Genomic DNA, 14,906 nt, shown 5'->3' with positions numbered 1-14,906 from the left:
TTGAGGTTGGTTACGATCGAATCGGGATGGTACCTTCTATCTGGGATATTTATCCGTAGTTCTGCACATGGTCTCGTGCGGAGGGGACATCTCCCCAAAATCGGGTATCAAAACTTTAACGTCTCCGGGGGGACACAAATGAAGAAGACTTTCGCTGCACTCGCGCTCGCAGGCTCCATCGCACTGATCGGTTCGGCACCCGCCATGGCCGCAACCTACCCGGCACTTCCGCCGCAGGCCGCAGTTTCTGACGGCACCGTCGGGCCGGGTGAAAGCTTCGTGTTCCGCGGCCAGGGTTTCCTGGCGGGAGAACGACTGATCATCCGCGTCACGCCCGGTCAGGCTCCTGCCTCCAACGGCGCCAACATTGCCGGTAGCCGTGCTGTTGCTGCCCGTATCAACGTTGTAACCGAAGCACACACTTTGACTGCTACTGCTGACGCCAAGGGCGCTTTCGCATTGCCGATCGCCATCAACGAAGCCGGCACCTACAGCCTGACCGCTACCGGTGAAACGTCTGGTGTCACCGTTGGGCCCGTAACCGTGACTGTTGCAGCTTCACTGGCTAACACCGGTGGCAATGTTGCAGGCACCACGGGCGGCGCTCCGTTGGCCAACACCGGCGCCGACTCCGGCCTCATACTGTGGACCCTGGTGGGCGCAGGCGCACTGGCCGCCGGCGCAACCTCCGTCGTGGTGGTTCGCCGCCGCGCCAAGGCTGAAGCTGCAGCCTAGCACCAACGCTATATAGCACCAACGAAGGTGGGTGCTCCTCCGAAATGGAGGAGCACCCACCTACTGCTTTTAAGACCATGTGGTATCTATTAGAGCTATGGGGAGACATTGGCGGAGAGCACCACGCGAGTACGACTTTTCCATACAGCTCCCCCGGCCACAGGTGTTGGCCTGCGCCCTTCTCTTGCTCCTCGCGGCCTGCGCCCTAGGCACTGCGGCGTACGCCCTCCTGCGGACTTCCTAGGGCCCCTTTGAAGCATCTCCGCAACCGCCGACTTTGGCAGCTAATTCTCGCAGCCATGGCGGTGCCACTAGCTCTGGTCGCGTTCTGGCCGTCGCCCGTGGATAAGCCCGTCTCAGGACAGCTCGCCGCCACACTGAGATTCCTACACCACCACGGTGTTCCCGGTTGGTTCGACTACAACTTTGTAGAGGCCGCAGCAAATATTGCTCTATTGATCCCCGTCGGATTTGTAGCCGCATTAGCCTTTCCACATAAAAAGTGGTGGCAAATTGGCGCCTTCGGCATGTTCATATCTGGCTGCATCGAACTGGGACAGTTCCTGTTTCTTCACGACCGTTTTGCAAGCTCGTCAGACGTCATAACAAATACGTCAGGGGCTATCATCGGTGCCTTGATGGCCGGCGTGGCGATTCAAAAAGGGAGGTCCGCAGCCTTTCGGCAACGGACCTCTCAGAAGCAGTAGAGGGTCGAGACTACCCGAGAAAGCCCTTCATCCAGGTCTTCAGGTCCTCACCGAATTCAACGCGCTCGGATGCGAGCGTGATGACGGCCTTGAGGTAGCTCAGCTTGTCACCGGTGTCGTAGCGGCGGCCCTTGAAGACCACGCCATACACGCCCGAGCCTTCGCCCTCGCCGGCCGCGAGGGTCTGCAGGGCATCGGTCAGCTGGATCTCGTTGCCGCGGCCCGGCTCCGTGTTCTCCAATACGCTGAACACATTGTGGTGCAGCACGTAGCGGCCGATGACCGCCAAGTTGGACGGTGCATCAGCAACAGCGGGCTTCTCAACGAGGCTGTTGACGCGCACGTAGTCCTCGCCGTCCACGGGCGAGATGTCGGCGCAGCCGTAGGCGCTGATCTGGGAGGGGTCAACCTCGATCAGAGCGATCACCGAGCCGCCGGTCTTTTGCTGGACCTCCATCATGGTGCTCAGCAGGTCCTCTGCCTCGTCAATGAGGTCGTCACCCAGGAGCACCGCGAAAGGCTCGTCCCCCACGTGCTGCTGGGCGCAGAGCACAGCGTGACCCAGCCCCTTGGCCTCGCCCTGGCGGACGTAGTGGATGGGGCCCAGGTTAGAGGCATACTCCACCAAACCCAGCTTGTCCTTGTCGCCCTTGGCTTCAAGCGCGGCCTCGAGGCCAGGCTCGCGGTCGAAGTGGTCCTCCAGCGCGCGTTTGTTGCGACCGGTGATCATCAGCAGGTCCGAGAGGCCGGCGTCGATGGCTTCCTCCACCACGTACTGGATGGCCGGGCGGTCAACCACCGGCAACATTTCCTTCGGCATTGCCTTGGTGGCGGGCAGGAAGCGTGTTCCCAATCCGGCAGCAGGAATGACGGCTTTGGTAATAGCTTTCCCCGTAGTCATAGCTGAACCTTAACAAATTTGGTGGGTTAACCGGCAATTGGATACCGAATCGACAAGCTCAATCACCCTTGAATGGAACCTTACGGAGCCCCCAAATGAGGCGGGGAAGCCCCCGCAGGAATCTCACCCAACGGGCGCGATGTTGCCGGAGTTGTCCGGGCAAGGACAAGTCTGCGTAGATGTTTCCACTGAGGAAAACTTCCCGGGCAGGGAAGAGCGCGCCCCACAGCATCCTTGGTTTCTCGCTCCAGGGCGCCTGTAGGATAGCCAAGAGCCGTGCGCTCCCCGGGTCCTGCGCTGCCACACGGTTGCGCCACTCCGGAGAGGGCTCCTGCCAGACAACAGTGACACCACTGGGAAGAAGCACTTCCAGGAACGGCCGAACGGCCGCCAGAGAGCTTGTGGCCCGGGCGAGCTCCAGGACTCTCCCCGACAGGCCTTCCCTGCCCGTAAGGTCCGCGAGGTACTCAAGCTCGTCAATGCAAGAAGGCAGGGCCGGAGTGCGCAGGGCGTGCAGGGCCAAAAACAGGACGCCAAGCTCCCTGCTCGGAACAACAAGCCGCTGTCCCGCAAGTTCAAGGGTTTCAGTGTTCGCCCATAAGCTTTCGAAGCAGTCGGGCCCGGGACTTTCCATGCCTGGAAAGCGGAAATGGACGTCGATACAACACGGCCACTCGGGGTGGTAGAAGGTGACGGAGTGCTTTGGGAAAGTCCTGCTGTCCGGGTCGACCGGCCGTCCACGCCAGCCCCGCTCATGCAGTCCCTGCATCAAGTCCTCTAGACGTAACGGATCAACGACGACGTCCACATCTGCAGACACCTTGGCTTCTCGGAGCCCCTGAAGGACGCTCACCGGCCCCTTGATGAAGAAGGCCCTGATGCCCAGTCCGGCTGCCAGACGCGCCACCAGTGCATGGCCCAGGAGCACACCCTCCGGGATCTTGAGCTCCGTTTTACGGGAAGCGTTGGTCACGGTATTCCTACACTCTCGCCCTGCGGCCGCCCGGCGCAGCTTCCAGGGCGGCAAGGACGTCTTCTTCCTGTCCGTCCAGCACTGCAGCCATCTCCGCGGCCGGTATAGATGCGGCCTTGTAGGTTCCGTAGTAGGAATAGGCGTCCGTGCCCTTAAGCGGGACGTAATTGAGGACAGCGCCGAGGACGCGACCCTTCACCTTCTCGAGGTTTCCAAGGGACTGGTCCAGCTGTTCCTGGGTGGTCTTGCCGGTGCGGATGACAACGATTGCGCCGTCCGCTGCCCGGGACAGGACAGCAGCATCAGTCACCGGAAGAAGCGGCGGTGCGTCGATGAGGACCACGGCATCCTTCGCTAAGGTGGCAAGCATATTCTTCATGGCCCGGGACCCAAGCAGTTCGCTGGGGTTGGGCGGGATCCGCCCCGATCCCAACACCGAGAGGTTTGGCAGGGCTCCCCAGGGCTGCAGGACGTCAGCCAGATCGGCCGTACCCGTGAGCACATCAGTGACCCCAACGCCGGGAACAAGGTTGAAAACGTCCACCAGTGTGGGCCGGCGAAGATCGCCGTCGACCACAACGACGTTTTCACCCGCTGCCGCCATGGTGACCGCAAGGTTGGCCGTCATAGTCGATTTGCCCTCGGCCTGGAGCGAACTGGTGACCACGATGACCCGTGGTGGCTGGTCCACGTCGAGAAAACTGAGGTTGGTGCGCAGTTCGCGGAGAGCCTCCGCCATGGCCCCGCCGGCGTCGTGCAGCTGCGCTGCGGTGCCGGCGTCCACGATGGTGCTCTTCTCGTCCAGCCGGTGGTCCACCGGGAGAGTGCCGATGACGGGTACGCCGAACAGCCGCTCAATGTCCCCCGCCCTGCGGATCCGGCGGTCCAGGTGACGGCGTATGAGTGCGTACGCCAACCCGAGGGCCAAACCGATGAGGGCGCCCAGGGCCAGATTGAGCTTGGTGTTGGGTGACGAGGGGCTGCTGGGCAGCACAGCTTTGCCCAGCGGGAGGACACGGACCGCCGTTGCTGCACCGGCTTGTGTTCCGGCGTCGGGCGTTGCTGCGGCACCGGCAGCCGACTCGGCGGATGGCGCTGTCTCGATGGCTTCCACCTGCGCTGCAAGGCCATTCACCCAAGCGTCCGCTACACGCTGGGCGGTGGCGGGATCAGTCGACTGTGCGGTGACCTTGATCTCTGCCGTGTCCAGCGGAACCTTCACGCTGATGCTGCCGAGCAGGGCATCGGCAGTGGTTTTCAGGTCGAGGGCCTGGATGACCCGGTCCGCGACCAGCCGTGATTTTGCCACCGACTCGTAGTTTTTGACTTTGGCCTTGGCGAGGCTGTCGCCGGCCAGTGCGAGGCTCACGTTGTCCGAGCCCGGCGTGACAACGATGCCGCTGGAATCGGACGAGTAGATCTTGGGCTGGATGACAGTCCATCCGGCGGCGGCCAAGGTGGCCAGCAGGGTGAAGGCGACAATTGCCTTCCAGTAGGTCCGGAGGACGTTCAGGTAGTCAGCCAGGTCCAGGCCGGGAGGTGTCTCCGCGGGGGCTGCTGTTGCGCTCATGAGGGTTCCTTAAACTCAAGTTTCTTGCGTGCGGGCGTGCGGGCGTGCGGGCTGTTCAAACGAGGCCGCGTACCAAAATCGACTTTGCGATGAGCTGGTCTACAGCTCCGGCGACGGCCGCGCGGTAACCTTCCGGTTGGCCGTGCACCCTACAGACGTGGTTCGTGATCTCGTCCAGGCTTGCCGGGCGGGCGCAGGCCTCCCAGACCGCGGGGCCGATACCCGCCAGGCGCACTATTTCGTTGTCCAGCATGATCAGCAGGTCGTCTCCGATGGCTACAGCGTCCTTGGGGTCCCTGCGCTGGAAGCTACCCGCTGGAAGGTGCCCCGGTTGGGCACCTTCTGTTGCGGCGGGTTCCCACTCTCGCCCTGGTACCGGCTGAAGCCGGAAAAGGGGCGCCAGCGCTGCAGGAAGATCGGCGGCCTCCGAATAGGTCACCTGCCACGCTCCCCCAACACTTTCGATGAGGCGGCAGAGCGACTGCAGCGGATCCACGACCTCTGCCTGCGAGGACGAGTCCGGGATCAGCGCGAGCACCGCATCGGCCAGCGGTACCTTTTCCAGCACGGGAGCGGTTGCGCGGTTCTCCTGGGCCCGGTTCAGGAGCACGATCGACTGGATGAAGGGCATAGCCGGGGCTGGCTGGAGTCCGAACTCGTCCGGCCCGACCTGGCGTTTGGGTGCGCCCGCACCCTGCTTTACGGACAGCGGCTTGGGGTAGGGAACCACGGAGCCATCCCATGCAATGGCCACGGTCTCGTCCGTGACGTAGCAATAGCTTCTGGCGAGCACGGAGGCTGCAGTGGTTTTCCCCGTTCCCGACTTGGCCACCAGCGCCACCACGGCCCCCGTACTGGGGTCCGCCACGCCACAGGCATGAAGCATGGTCAGTTCACCGGCATTGGCCAGGATGGCTGCCACCGTTAGACGGGACGTTAGGTTCTCAGCCAGCTCTTCAAATGAGGTGGCTTCCAACTGGAAGGTGCCAGCCGGGTGCTTGGTGGACGTGTTGGCGACCGAGGCAGTGAATCGCGTGCCGGGAGTGGGTTCCGGTGGCACCGGCGGCAACTGAGGCTCATCGGCGCTGATGCACCGAGCCCAGGCTAAACCCATAGCAACGCGCTGCTGCCAGGTGACTGCGCGGCCCCAACGGACCACAAACTGTTGTCCCAAGACGTCCAGGCACAGCAGGTCACTGCCCCTGGCCAGTTCGTCGAGCAGACGCTGCTGCCACACCAACCCTGCGATCCCCGTAGACGTCATGCCGTTAGTGCCCGGCGCCGGGGGCAGCCTCAATCAGGCGCTGCGCCTCGAGGCTTGCCAGGAAGCCTTCCACCTGGGCCTGCATCTGTCCCGCCTGGTCCTCGAAGGTAATCTCAAGCTCGGCAAGGATCTCGCGTTCGCTCCGCTGGCCGTCAATCAGGTCCCAGATGACGGCAGCCGGTCCTTCCAAGACCACCGGCTGGGTTGCATCAAGGTGCAGCAGGGCAACGCGGGCCCGTGGTTTGGTGCAGACCTGGGCAACGTGACCGGAGTGGTGCCAGATCACGGGATGATCATTGTGATGCCGGCGATCACTACGGGCGTGGACGATCCAAAAGTGAGCGTCATCGTGAAGGTGTACTTCTGACCGCTGACCACTTTGGATTGGCCTGTACCGTCCACGTAATAGAAGGATATTGCCTGCGTTGCAGACTGGTTGGGAGCAACAGTAAGAGTCGCCGTCGAAGAAAACCCAGTAAAGCTTCCGGCAGTCACGGTGTTTCCATTCAAGGACTTCACGGCAATACCTGTGGCAACGGTTCCGGTATCAACTGTGCCAGTAATTCCGACTGTCACTGTCTGTGCCGTCGTGAAGGTGTTCTGGATTGTCAGGTTGGCCGGCCCCTGACCATTTCGCGTTCCACCCGCCCCTTGCTGCTTGGAGTAGGTAATGCCAGTGAGGGGGCCGGACGTTATAGAGATCGCTCCTGATGCGGCAGCGGCGGGAGCGGCGATGGCCGTAGCAATAACGGGCAGGGACCAGGCCACACCCGCGACGACGCGACGGCGACTAAAGCCGCCCTCTTCTTGACCCTCGGCATCCGCGTTCAAAACTTCAGACAATTGTGCCCCCAGAATAGGTTTCCAGCTGCGGCTGCCAATGTGAGACCGGCAGGGCGCATCGGCCGGTTTGCCCGGCTTCGCCTACTCTTACGAACGCAAATAAAGATTTCTGAAACGGCCTTGCAAGGTTGACTCAAGAATTCTGCAAGGCTTGCTTAAGGCTAATTACAGCAGCGTGATTCCCGTGAACTTCGGTTCCCTCTTCTCCTGGAACGCCCGGAAACCCTCCGCGTAATCATCGGTCTTGCAGAGGCGTGCCTGCTCTTCGTTTTCCTCCTGCATGGCCTGCCACAGGCCCAGCCGCTGGTCGCGGATGTGCGCCACCAGCTCCTTGGAGGCAACAAAGGCACCCGTGGCGCCGGCAGCCACCCGCGAAACGATCTCCCGCGTCGACTCAAGCAGCGAGCCAGCAGGCATGGCGCGGCTGAACATGCCCTGCGCCACCGCCTCTGCGCCGGAGATCAGGTCCGCCGTGTAGATCAGGTCCAGCGTCCGGTGCATGCCCAGCCGCTCCGTGAAGTACCAGTGCCCACCCGAGTCCAGGGTGGCCCCCAGCTTGGCGAACGGCGAGCCGAACTTCGCGTTCTCCGCCACGTACACCACGTCCGTGGCCAGCAGCAGCCCCAGCCCCACGCCCAGGCAGGCGCCCTGTGCCGCAGCAAACGTCGGCGCCGGGAATGCAGCCATCTTCTGCAACAAAGGCTCCACCAGCCCGCCCAGGTACGCGGCGGCGTCATCGTTCTCCGGGGTGACCCCGGCGATGTCCCGGCCCGCGCAGAAGGCGCGTCCCTCTCCCCTCAGCAGCAGCGCCCGCACCTCACCGCGTGAGGCGGCGGCAGCAGCGTCGTCGTACGCCTGTGCTAAATCCCGCAGCGCCTGCTCATCGAGCGAGTTCAGCTTGTGCGGCGCGTCCAGCACTACCTCGGCGATGCCGTTGCTGATGGAAAGGGAAATCATGGGGCTCCTTGGTTGGGGGAAAACGGATCAGACGTCGAAGTCGACCGTGACTTCCTTGCTGGTGGGGTGGCTCTGGCAGGTCAGGACGTAGCCCTTGTCCAGCTCATCCTGCTCCAGCGCGTAGTTCTCGTCCATGGTCACGCTGCCGGTGACCACCTTGGCCCGGCAGGTGCCGCACACTCCCCCTGCGCACGCGAACGGCACGTCCGGGCGGACCCGCAGCGCCGCGTTCAGGATCGACTCGCGGGCGTGCGTGGGGCTGGCCACCTCGCCCTGCAGGCCGTCCAGCTTGAACGTGATCTTGTACGTCTCCTTGGACTCATCCACCACCACGGGACGGCCGGCGTGGCCCTCCGGGCGGTCCGGCTTGCCGGAGGTGAACAGCTCGAACCGGACGTTCTCCGGCTTCACCCCGCGCTCGGCCAGGGTGTCACGGCACAGCTGGACCAGCTCGAACGGCCCGCACAGGAACCACTCGTCCACATCGTCCGCGTGCAGGGCGGTGCCCAGCAGCTGCTGCAGCTTCTCCGAATCGATCCGGCCGGAGAGCAGCGGCGCGATCCGCTGCTCGCGGCTCAGCACGTGGTGGATGGCCAGCCGCTGCGGGTACTTGTCCTTCAGGTCTGCCAGCTCTTCCAGGAACATGACGTCCATGGCGGCCTTGTTGGCGTAGATCAGGTCGAACCTGGTGTCCGGGTTGGCGGCCAGCAGCGTCCGGGCGATGGCGATCACCGGGGTGATGCCGGACCCGGCCGCGATGGCCACGAAGTTCCCGGCCTCCCCTGCCAGGTCCTCCGGGTGGTTCATGGAGTTCATGACGTTCTGGTCCACGGCCACACCGTCCCGGCCGTGCTTGGACACGAACGCGCCCATGGGGCTCATCACGTCCAGGGTGTCCCCCGCCTTCAGCTCGGCATTGGCCCACGTGGAGAACAGCCCGCCCAGGTCCTTCTTGATGGCCACGCGGATCTCGCTGGTGCCGTCCGCGAAGCTGCGCGGCTCGGCGCAGATGGAGTAGCTGCGGCGGATTTCCTTCGGCTCACCGGACTCATCCGGCAGCGTGGTGCGCAGGGCCACGTACTGGCCGGGCAGGTAGTCGAACTTGCCGGCGAGCTCGGCCGGCACATGGAAGCTGACCTCGATGGCATCGTCGGTGAGCCGGCGCACCTCCTTCACCGCAAGGGAATGGAAGGACGGACGACGGCGGCCGGTCACCTCAGCCTCTTCGGCGGCGGTCTGGCGGACAACAGGCATGGGGGCTTCCTTACAGGACTTTGAAGTAGTCGAACGGTTCCTTGCAGTCCTGGCACACATACAGCGCCTTGCAGGACGTGGAACCGAAGCGGGTGAGTTCCTTGGTGTTGAGGCTGTTGCACTGCGGGCACTTCACGGCCAGGCTCAGCCGGATGGGGCCGGAATGGCCGCCGGCGCGGGAGTTCCCGCTGGGCGGGGCGATGCCGTATTCCTGCAGCTTCTGCTTGCCGGCCTCGGTCATCCAGTCCGTGGTCCACGCCGGGGCCAGGACCAGGTCCACGTGCACGTCCCCGTAGCCCTCCTTCTTGAAGGCGGTGTAGAGGTCGTCACGGATGGCGTCCATGGCCGGGCAGCCCGAGTACGTGGGGGTGATGGTTACGGTAACCTCGCCGCCCGCCACGTCCACCTTCCGCAGGATGCCCAGGTCCGCGATGCTGAGCACCGGGATCTCGGGATCCACCACGGTGGCCGCGATGTCCCAGGCCTTCTGCTCCGGGGTGCGGGTCCGGGATTCGAAATCCGAGATGTACACGGCAGTCACCAGCTGGCCCCGGGATGCTCGCGGGCCAGCACCTGCATCTCCGCGAGGATGTAGCCCAGGTGCTCCGAGTGCTTGCCGTACCGGCCGCCGCCGGGGGCTGCGGGCACGTCCGGGACCTCAAGCTCGGCCTCGTTCAGGACGTCCGCCACCAGGCGGTCAAAGTCTTCCCGCAGGCTGGAAGGCACGACGGCGGCACCCGCCTCGGCGAGGCGCCGCGTCAGGTCATCGTCCTGGAACAGTTCGTTGACGTACGGCCACATGGTGCGGAGGCTGTGGATCATCCGCTGGCGGGATTCCTCCGTGCCGCCGGCAAGGCGCAGGACCCACTGGGTGCTGTGGTCGCGGTGGTAGTCCACTTCCTTCACGGCCTTGGCGGCGATGGCGGCCAGGGTGGCGTCCGTGGATTCGGTGAGGCGGCGGTACAGCTCGTACTGGTAGTAGCTCACCACGAACTGGCGGGCGATGGTGGCCGCGAAGTCGCCGTTGGGCTGCTCGAACAGCTGGACGGAGCGGAACTCGTGCTCGCGGCGGAAGTAGGCCAGGTCATCCTCTGACTGTGGGGTGCCGTCCTCCTTGGGCGTTCCGGCACCGGCGTAGGTGAGGAAGCTGCGGGCGTGGCCCAGCTGGTCCAGGGCGATGTTGCCCAGGGCAATGTCCTCTTCCAGCTCGGGGGCCCGGGAGATCCAGTGGCCCAGGCGCTGCGCGAGGATCAGGGCGTCATCGCCCAGGCGGAGGGCGTACTCCGCGACGTCTTCGGTGGGCTTGGCCAGCCCGGTCTTGACCTCCAGCGCGATGTCCTCCGGGCGGAGGGCGTTGCCGGGGGTGATCCGGGTGGCGGAGGCGTTGCTGTCTCCGCCGGCTACACCGGTGGAGATGTCGCCGTGGCCTGTGGTGGGCGCTTCGGGGGTGCTCACAGGTGCTTCACCCCTTCGCTCTTGGTGTAGTACGTGGCATGCCGGTAGTCCTTGCCCTGGGGCGACTCGAAGAACGAGCCCTTGGAGTCGGGGTCGCTGGCGGCGATGGCGTCCGCCGGGACAACCCAGATGGAGACGCCCTCGTTGCGGCGCGTGTACAGGTCCCGCGCGTTCCGGAGGGCCATGGCGGCGTCCGGGGCGTGCAGGGAGCCGGCGTGGACGTGGCTCAGGCCGCGGCTGGACCGGACGAAGACCTCCCAGAGGCCCCACGTGGAGCGGTCATGGTGATCCGGTGCGGGGCTGGCCTTGGGGGCTTCGCGGTTGATCTCGGTGGCCGAGCTGGCCGGGGTTTCCGGGTTGCCGTGGGGGCTCATGCTGCGTATTCCTTCGTCTTCTTTGACTGTTTTGCTGCGTAGGCGGCTGCTGCCTCGCGGACCCAGGCGCCGTCGTCGTGCGCTTCCCTCCGCCGCTCAAGGCGCTGGGCGTTGCAGGGACCGCGGCCGGCCAGGACTTCGTGGAACTCGTCCCAGTCCAGCGGGCCGTGCTCCCACTTTTTGGTGTCCTCGTTGAAGCGGATCTGGTCATCGGGGAGGGTGAGGCCCAGGACCTTGACCTGCTCCACCATCATGCCCACGAAGCGGCTGCGGAGCTCGTCATTGCTGAACCGCTTGATGTTCCAGGCCATGGACTGCTTGGAGTTGGGGGAATCGTCATCCGGCGGGCCGAACATCATCAGGGCCGGGGCGTACCAGCGGTTCACGGCGTCCTGGGCCATCTGCTTCTGTGCGGGGGTGCCGTTGGAGAGCTCAAGAAGGATCTCGAAGCCCTGGCGCTGGTGGAAGGACTCTTCCTTGCAGACGCGCACCATGGCCCGGCCGTAGGGGCCGTACGAGGCGCGGCACAGCGGGACCTGGTTGCAGATGGCTGCGCCGTCCACCAGCCAGCCGATGGCACCCATGTCTGCCCAGGTGCGGGCCGGGTAATTGAAGATGCTGGAGTAGCGGGCCTTGCCGGCGATGAGGTCGTCCATCATCTTGTCCCGGGACTGGCCCAGCGTCTCGGCGGCCGAGTAGAGGTAGAGCCCGTGGCCGGCCTCGTCCTGGACCTTGGCCATGAGGATGGCCTTGCGCTTCAGGCTGGGGGCGCGGGAAATCCAGTTGGCCTCCGGCTGCATGCCGATGATCTCGGAGTGTGCGTGCTGGGAGACCTGGCGCAGCAGCGTCTTGCGGTAGGCCGCCGGCATCCAGTCGCGGGGCTCGATGCGCGAGTCCTCGGCGATGATCCGGTCGAAGTGGGCCTGGCCTGCCGCATCCTCTTCCGGGGTTAGCTCAGCCGGCACTGACTGCAAGTTCTGCGCTGCCATGGTTGCTCCTATGCAAAGACCTTTGGGGCGGCTCGGAATTATTTACCGACCGTTCGTTCAGGATATGCGGGAGCGTGCGGAGGCGTCAAGCGTGGCGCCCTCTTTCAACGCCCCATCACGTCCCGCAGCCCTTCCGCCAACGCCCGCTCACATCCTGCAGCCCTTCCACCAACGCCCGCTCACATCCTGCAGCCTTTCCCCCAACGCCCCATCACGTTTTGCAGCCTTTCCGCCAACGCCCCATCACGTTTTGCAGCCTTTCCGCCAACGCCCGCTCACGTCCGGCACCTGGGAGGGGGCCGCCGTCGTGCGTTTCCACGTACTCCGGTCAACTCTGGTTTGCCTTGGTTCCGGGGCATACAATAACCACGCCTCAGTGGCCCCACACAGCGAAACACTCCACGGTTCGGCGTTCCGGCGCCGGCGACAGTCACAGCGCCTGCGCGCAGCTTCCCCAAACAACGCACATAGGCCTCCCCGCGCTGGGACCGGGATTGGCCACCTGGAAGATGGATGGTCATGAGACGGTTCCTGGCTCTGCTAGTTGCACTTGCGTTCACCTTCACTGCCCTGTCAACACTGAGCCCCGGCATCGCCCAGGCTGCGCCCGGACCATGCATCGGCGCACCTCCCGCCGACGGGACCGCCTACGCGGAAACCCGGCAGTTCGTGGACAGCCAGGCCTGGTGGATGCCCGACGTCGACCAGGCCAGCAACTCCATCACCAACAACGGCCACGTCCATCTGGGTGCGTGCATCCCTGACCGCGAAACGCTCAGTTCGGGCAACCTGACCGTGAACGTGCGGGTGATCCTCCACGACAATCCCGGCACGGCCGATTACGTCTCCATGGTGTTCTTGACGTCCGGCAGTGAAACCGCGGTCCAGAAGTGCTATCTGCGGGCCGCAGCAGCCAACTTCACCTGCCCAGGCCCGTCAGGCACGGGCGGCGGAGACTTCGTGTGCAGCGGAACCTGCGAGCGCTGGCTGACGTTCTCCCGCCCCATCTCGGTGTTCAAGCATTCGGGCCTGCAGGAGATCCACCTCCGCGCGTTCGTGCCGGAGCCGGACGGCAACGAGATGCGGGCAAGCCTCAACTGGCAAACGGACATCCGGAACGGAAAGTCCAAGTCCGACGCCGCACGGTACCCGTTCCTGCGCGGCAAGGGCTGGTACACCCACTCCGGGTACTGCGAGGCGTCGGTCCGCAGCGTCCCCCTCCCCGATGCCCCGGTCTCAGGCGTCTGGACTCCGGCCGTGGCCCTGAGCACCCACCCCAACGACTCGCTCCCGGCGACGCACTCGTTCATCGCAATCGACCCCGACTTCCACGCCGCTCCGCCCAACCCCGGAACCGTGCTCTGGGACGCCGCGGGTCCGTACGGACGCGAACCCTTTGGTGCCGCCCCCGTCTCGATCGATACCAGAACGCTGCCCAACGGGCTGCACAAACTGCACCTGAGGACATCGTGCCGTGACAACAAGCTGGGCTCGACCAACTCCGGGGTGACCGTGGTTCCCTTCACCGTGGCGAACTGACGAACGTTTCCCTACGAGGCGCGCGATGCACGCGGCTAGCCTGAGTCATGGCCACTGAAGGGCCCGGCCCGGGCCTGCAGCTGCAGGCGGGGCTGCAACCCGAACTGCGCGCGCTGCCCGGCCTGCTGAGGGCTCTGGGCATGCTGGCCATGACGCACGCGGACGTGGTTCTCGCCACCGAACGCGCCCTGGCGGACAACCCTGTCCTTGAACGTGCCGAGGGGCACCCCTGCCCCGGGTGCGGCCGGCATGTGGCGTCCGGAACCTGCTTCCGCTGCCGGGGCACTTCAGGAGCTTCGCCGTTTCACGATGGCCCCGAACCGGCCGTCAATCCGTTCGCATCGCTGGAAGCAGACGCCGCCGTGGAAGTCCGGCCGGACTGCCGGCGCGCACTGGAACTCGTGCTGGCGCACCTGACCTCCCGTGGCCTCCTGGACTGCGAGCCGGAGCAGATCGCCCTGCTGCATGGCCTGAGCCCTGACCAGGTGCACGAGGCCCTCCGCGCGATCCGGGCCGTTGGACCGCCAGGCATCGCCTGCACCAGCGTCGTGGAACTGCTCGCCATCCAGGCGGAGGGGCTGGTGGACGCCGGCGAGGCCCCGGACTGGCTCCCCCGCCTGGTCCGCGGGCACTTGGCGGACCTCGCCGCGGGAAGCACCGCCGCCGTCGTCCGTGCCATGGGACTTTCCGAGGAGCAGGTCCTTGCCGGACTGGCCATGGTCAGGGAGCGGCTGAGGCCGTTTGTGGCAGTGGAAACCAGCGCCGCGGCTGCAGGGGTTCCGACGGCGGACGTGTTTCTGTACCGCCGGGCCGACGGCTCCGTGGAGGTGGAGGTTCCCGCGAGCGCCTGGTTCGGCCTCCAGGTGGTGGACCTTTCCGCCGGGCTTCCCGCGGCATCCGAGGCGAAGCAATGGCTGACGGACCACGAGTTGGCTGCCAGGCGGCTCCTGTACCAGATCGACCGGCGCGCCGGCGCCCTCCTCCGCATCACCGAATGCGCCGTGACACACCAGAAGGACTTCCTGGACCACGGTGCGGGACAGCACCGCCCCTTGACGCGGACCGCCGTCGCCCAGGAAATCGGACTGCACCCGTCCACCGTGAGCAGGGCAGTGAGCGGGAAGCGGCTCCGGCTGCCCTCCGGTGCCGTCATCGACCTGGCGTGCCTGTTCGGCAAGGGCCTGGCCGCACGGGCGGCACTGCAGGAGTCCATCGCGGCGGGCGGTGCTGCCTCGGACGAACAGCTGCGCGCGGAACTTGCCCGCAACGGCTTTACCATCGCCCGCCGGACCGTGAACAAGTACCGGCGCTCGCTGCCGCTGGACGCGTAGGCACCCGGCGCCCG

16 protein-coding genes are annotated in these 14,906 nt (G+C 65.2%); 4 read left to right on the top strand and 12 right to left on the bottom strand.

Annotation, left to right across the window (positions count from 1 at the left end; all coding sequences use genetic code 11):
- The first annotated feature begins 138 nt into the window (after positions 1–138).
- Both ACR65J_RS11975 and ACR65J_RS11970 read left to right on the top strand, forming a co-directional pair.
- Positions 139–735 carry an LPXTG cell wall anchor domain-containing protein gene (locus ACR65J_RS11975; protein WP_440169044.1) on the top strand — a complete coding sequence of 199 codons (597 nt, stop codon included), beginning with the start codon at positions 139–141 and terminating at the stop codon, positions 733–735.
- Between the two features lie 299 nt (positions 736–1,034).
- Positions 1,035–1,442 (top strand): VanZ family protein, encoded by a 408-nt coding sequence (locus ACR65J_RS11970; protein ID WP_440169041.1) that lies wholly within the window; start codon positions 1,035–1,037, stop codon positions 1,440–1,442.
- A gap of 10 nt (positions 1,443–1,452) precedes the next feature.
- Here the strand turns inward: ACR65J_RS11970 and galU are convergent, their stop codons facing one another.
- The 12 genes from galU to paaA all read right to left on the bottom strand — a co-directional run bounded on the left by galU (position 1,453) and on the right by paaA (position 12,022).
- Positions 1,453–2,343, bottom strand: a complete 891-nt coding sequence (gene galU / locus ACR65J_RS11965) for a UTP--glucose-1-phosphate uridylyltransferase GalU (protein WP_440169039.1) — start codon at positions 2,341–2,343, stop codon at positions 1,453–1,455.
- A gap of 58 nt (positions 2,344–2,401) precedes the next feature.
- Positions 2,402–3,316 carry a nucleotidyltransferase family protein gene (locus ACR65J_RS11960; protein ID WP_440169036.1) on the bottom strand — a complete coding sequence of 305 codons (915 nt, stop codon included), beginning with the start codon at positions 3,314–3,316 and terminating at the stop codon, positions 2,402–2,404.
- A gap of 7 nt (positions 3,317–3,323) precedes the next feature.
- Complete coding sequence (locus ACR65J_RS11955) at positions 3,324–4,886, bottom strand: tyrosine-protein kinase domain-containing protein (RefSeq protein ID WP_440169034.1); 1,563 nt, start codon at positions 4,884–4,886, stop codon at positions 3,324–3,326.
- Between the two features lie 55 nt (positions 4,887–4,941).
- Complete coding sequence (locus tag ACR65J_RS11950) at positions 4,942–6,150, bottom strand: hypothetical protein (protein ID WP_440169031.1); 1,209 nt, start codon at positions 6,148–6,150, stop codon at positions 4,942–4,944.
- A gap of 4 nt (positions 6,151–6,154) precedes the next feature.
- A complete protein-coding gene (locus tag ACR65J_RS11945) occupies positions 6,155–6,436 on the bottom strand; it encodes a PqqD family protein (protein ID WP_440169029.1) in 282 nt (93 codons plus the stop codon).
- Positions 6,433–6,993 (bottom strand): hypothetical protein, encoded by a 561-nt coding sequence (locus ACR65J_RS11940; RefSeq protein ID WP_440169027.1) that lies wholly within the window; start codon positions 6,991–6,993, stop codon positions 6,433–6,435. The genes ACR65J_RS11945 and ACR65J_RS11940 overlap by 4 nt, the downstream gene beginning before the upstream one ends.
- Before the next feature lie 165 nt (positions 6,994–7,158).
- The gene (locus tag ACR65J_RS11935) at positions 7,159–7,950 is read right to left on the bottom strand and encodes an enoyl-CoA hydratase/isomerase family protein (RefSeq protein ID WP_440169025.1); all 792 of its coding nucleotides are present in this window, start codon (positions 7,948–7,950) and stop codon (positions 7,159–7,161) included.
- Positions 7,951–7,977: 27 nt separating this feature from the next.
- The gene (paaE, locus tag ACR65J_RS11930) at positions 7,978–9,204 is read right to left on the bottom strand and encodes a 1,2-phenylacetyl-CoA epoxidase subunit PaaE (RefSeq protein ID WP_440169022.1); all 1,227 of its coding nucleotides are present in this window, start codon (positions 9,202–9,204) and stop codon (positions 7,978–7,980) included.
- A 10-nt stretch (positions 9,205–9,214) separates the two neighbouring features.
- Positions 9,215–9,736, bottom strand: coding sequence for a 1,2-phenylacetyl-CoA epoxidase subunit PaaD (paaD, locus tag ACR65J_RS11925; protein ID WP_275179827.1), 522 nt, complete (start codon positions 9,734–9,736; stop codon positions 9,215–9,217).
- Positions 9,737–9,741: 5 nt separating this feature from the next.
- A complete protein-coding gene (gene paaC / locus ACR65J_RS11920) occupies positions 9,742–10,659 on the bottom strand; it encodes a 1,2-phenylacetyl-CoA epoxidase subunit PaaC (protein ID WP_440169019.1) in 918 nt (305 codons plus the stop codon).
- Positions 10,656–11,033 (bottom strand): 1,2-phenylacetyl-CoA epoxidase subunit PaaB, encoded by a 378-nt coding sequence (gene paaB / locus ACR65J_RS11915; protein ID WP_255173088.1) that lies wholly within the window; start codon positions 11,031–11,033, stop codon positions 10,656–10,658. Before paaB ends, paaC begins: the two co-directional genes overlap by 4 nt.
- Complete coding sequence (paaA, locus tag ACR65J_RS11910) at positions 11,030–12,022, bottom strand: 1,2-phenylacetyl-CoA epoxidase subunit PaaA (RefSeq protein WP_440169016.1); 993 nt, start codon at positions 12,020–12,022, stop codon at positions 11,030–11,032. The genes paaB and paaA overlap by 4 nt, the downstream gene beginning before the upstream one ends.
- 519 nt (positions 12,023–12,541) lie before the next feature.
- On the opposite strand from paaA, the gene ACR65J_RS11905 reads away from it, so the two are divergent.
- Together ACR65J_RS11905 and ACR65J_RS11900 are read left to right on the top strand one after the other, a co-directional pair.
- Positions 12,542–13,561, top strand: a complete 1,020-nt coding sequence (locus ACR65J_RS11905; RefSeq protein ID WP_440169014.1) for a hypothetical protein — start codon at positions 12,542–12,544, stop codon at positions 13,559–13,561.
- Between the two features lie 47 nt (positions 13,562–13,608).
- Positions 13,609–14,892: an RNA polymerase factor sigma-54 gene (locus ACR65J_RS11900; RefSeq protein WP_440169011.1), complete on the top strand. Its 1,284-nt coding sequence runs from the start codon at positions 13,609–13,611 to the stop codon at positions 14,890–14,892.
- Positions 14,893–14,906 lie beyond the last annotated feature (14 nt).

This window comes from Arthrobacter sp. SAFR-044, from assembly GCF_059414985.1.
This window is presented reverse-complemented; position numbering and strand designations above follow the sequence as displayed.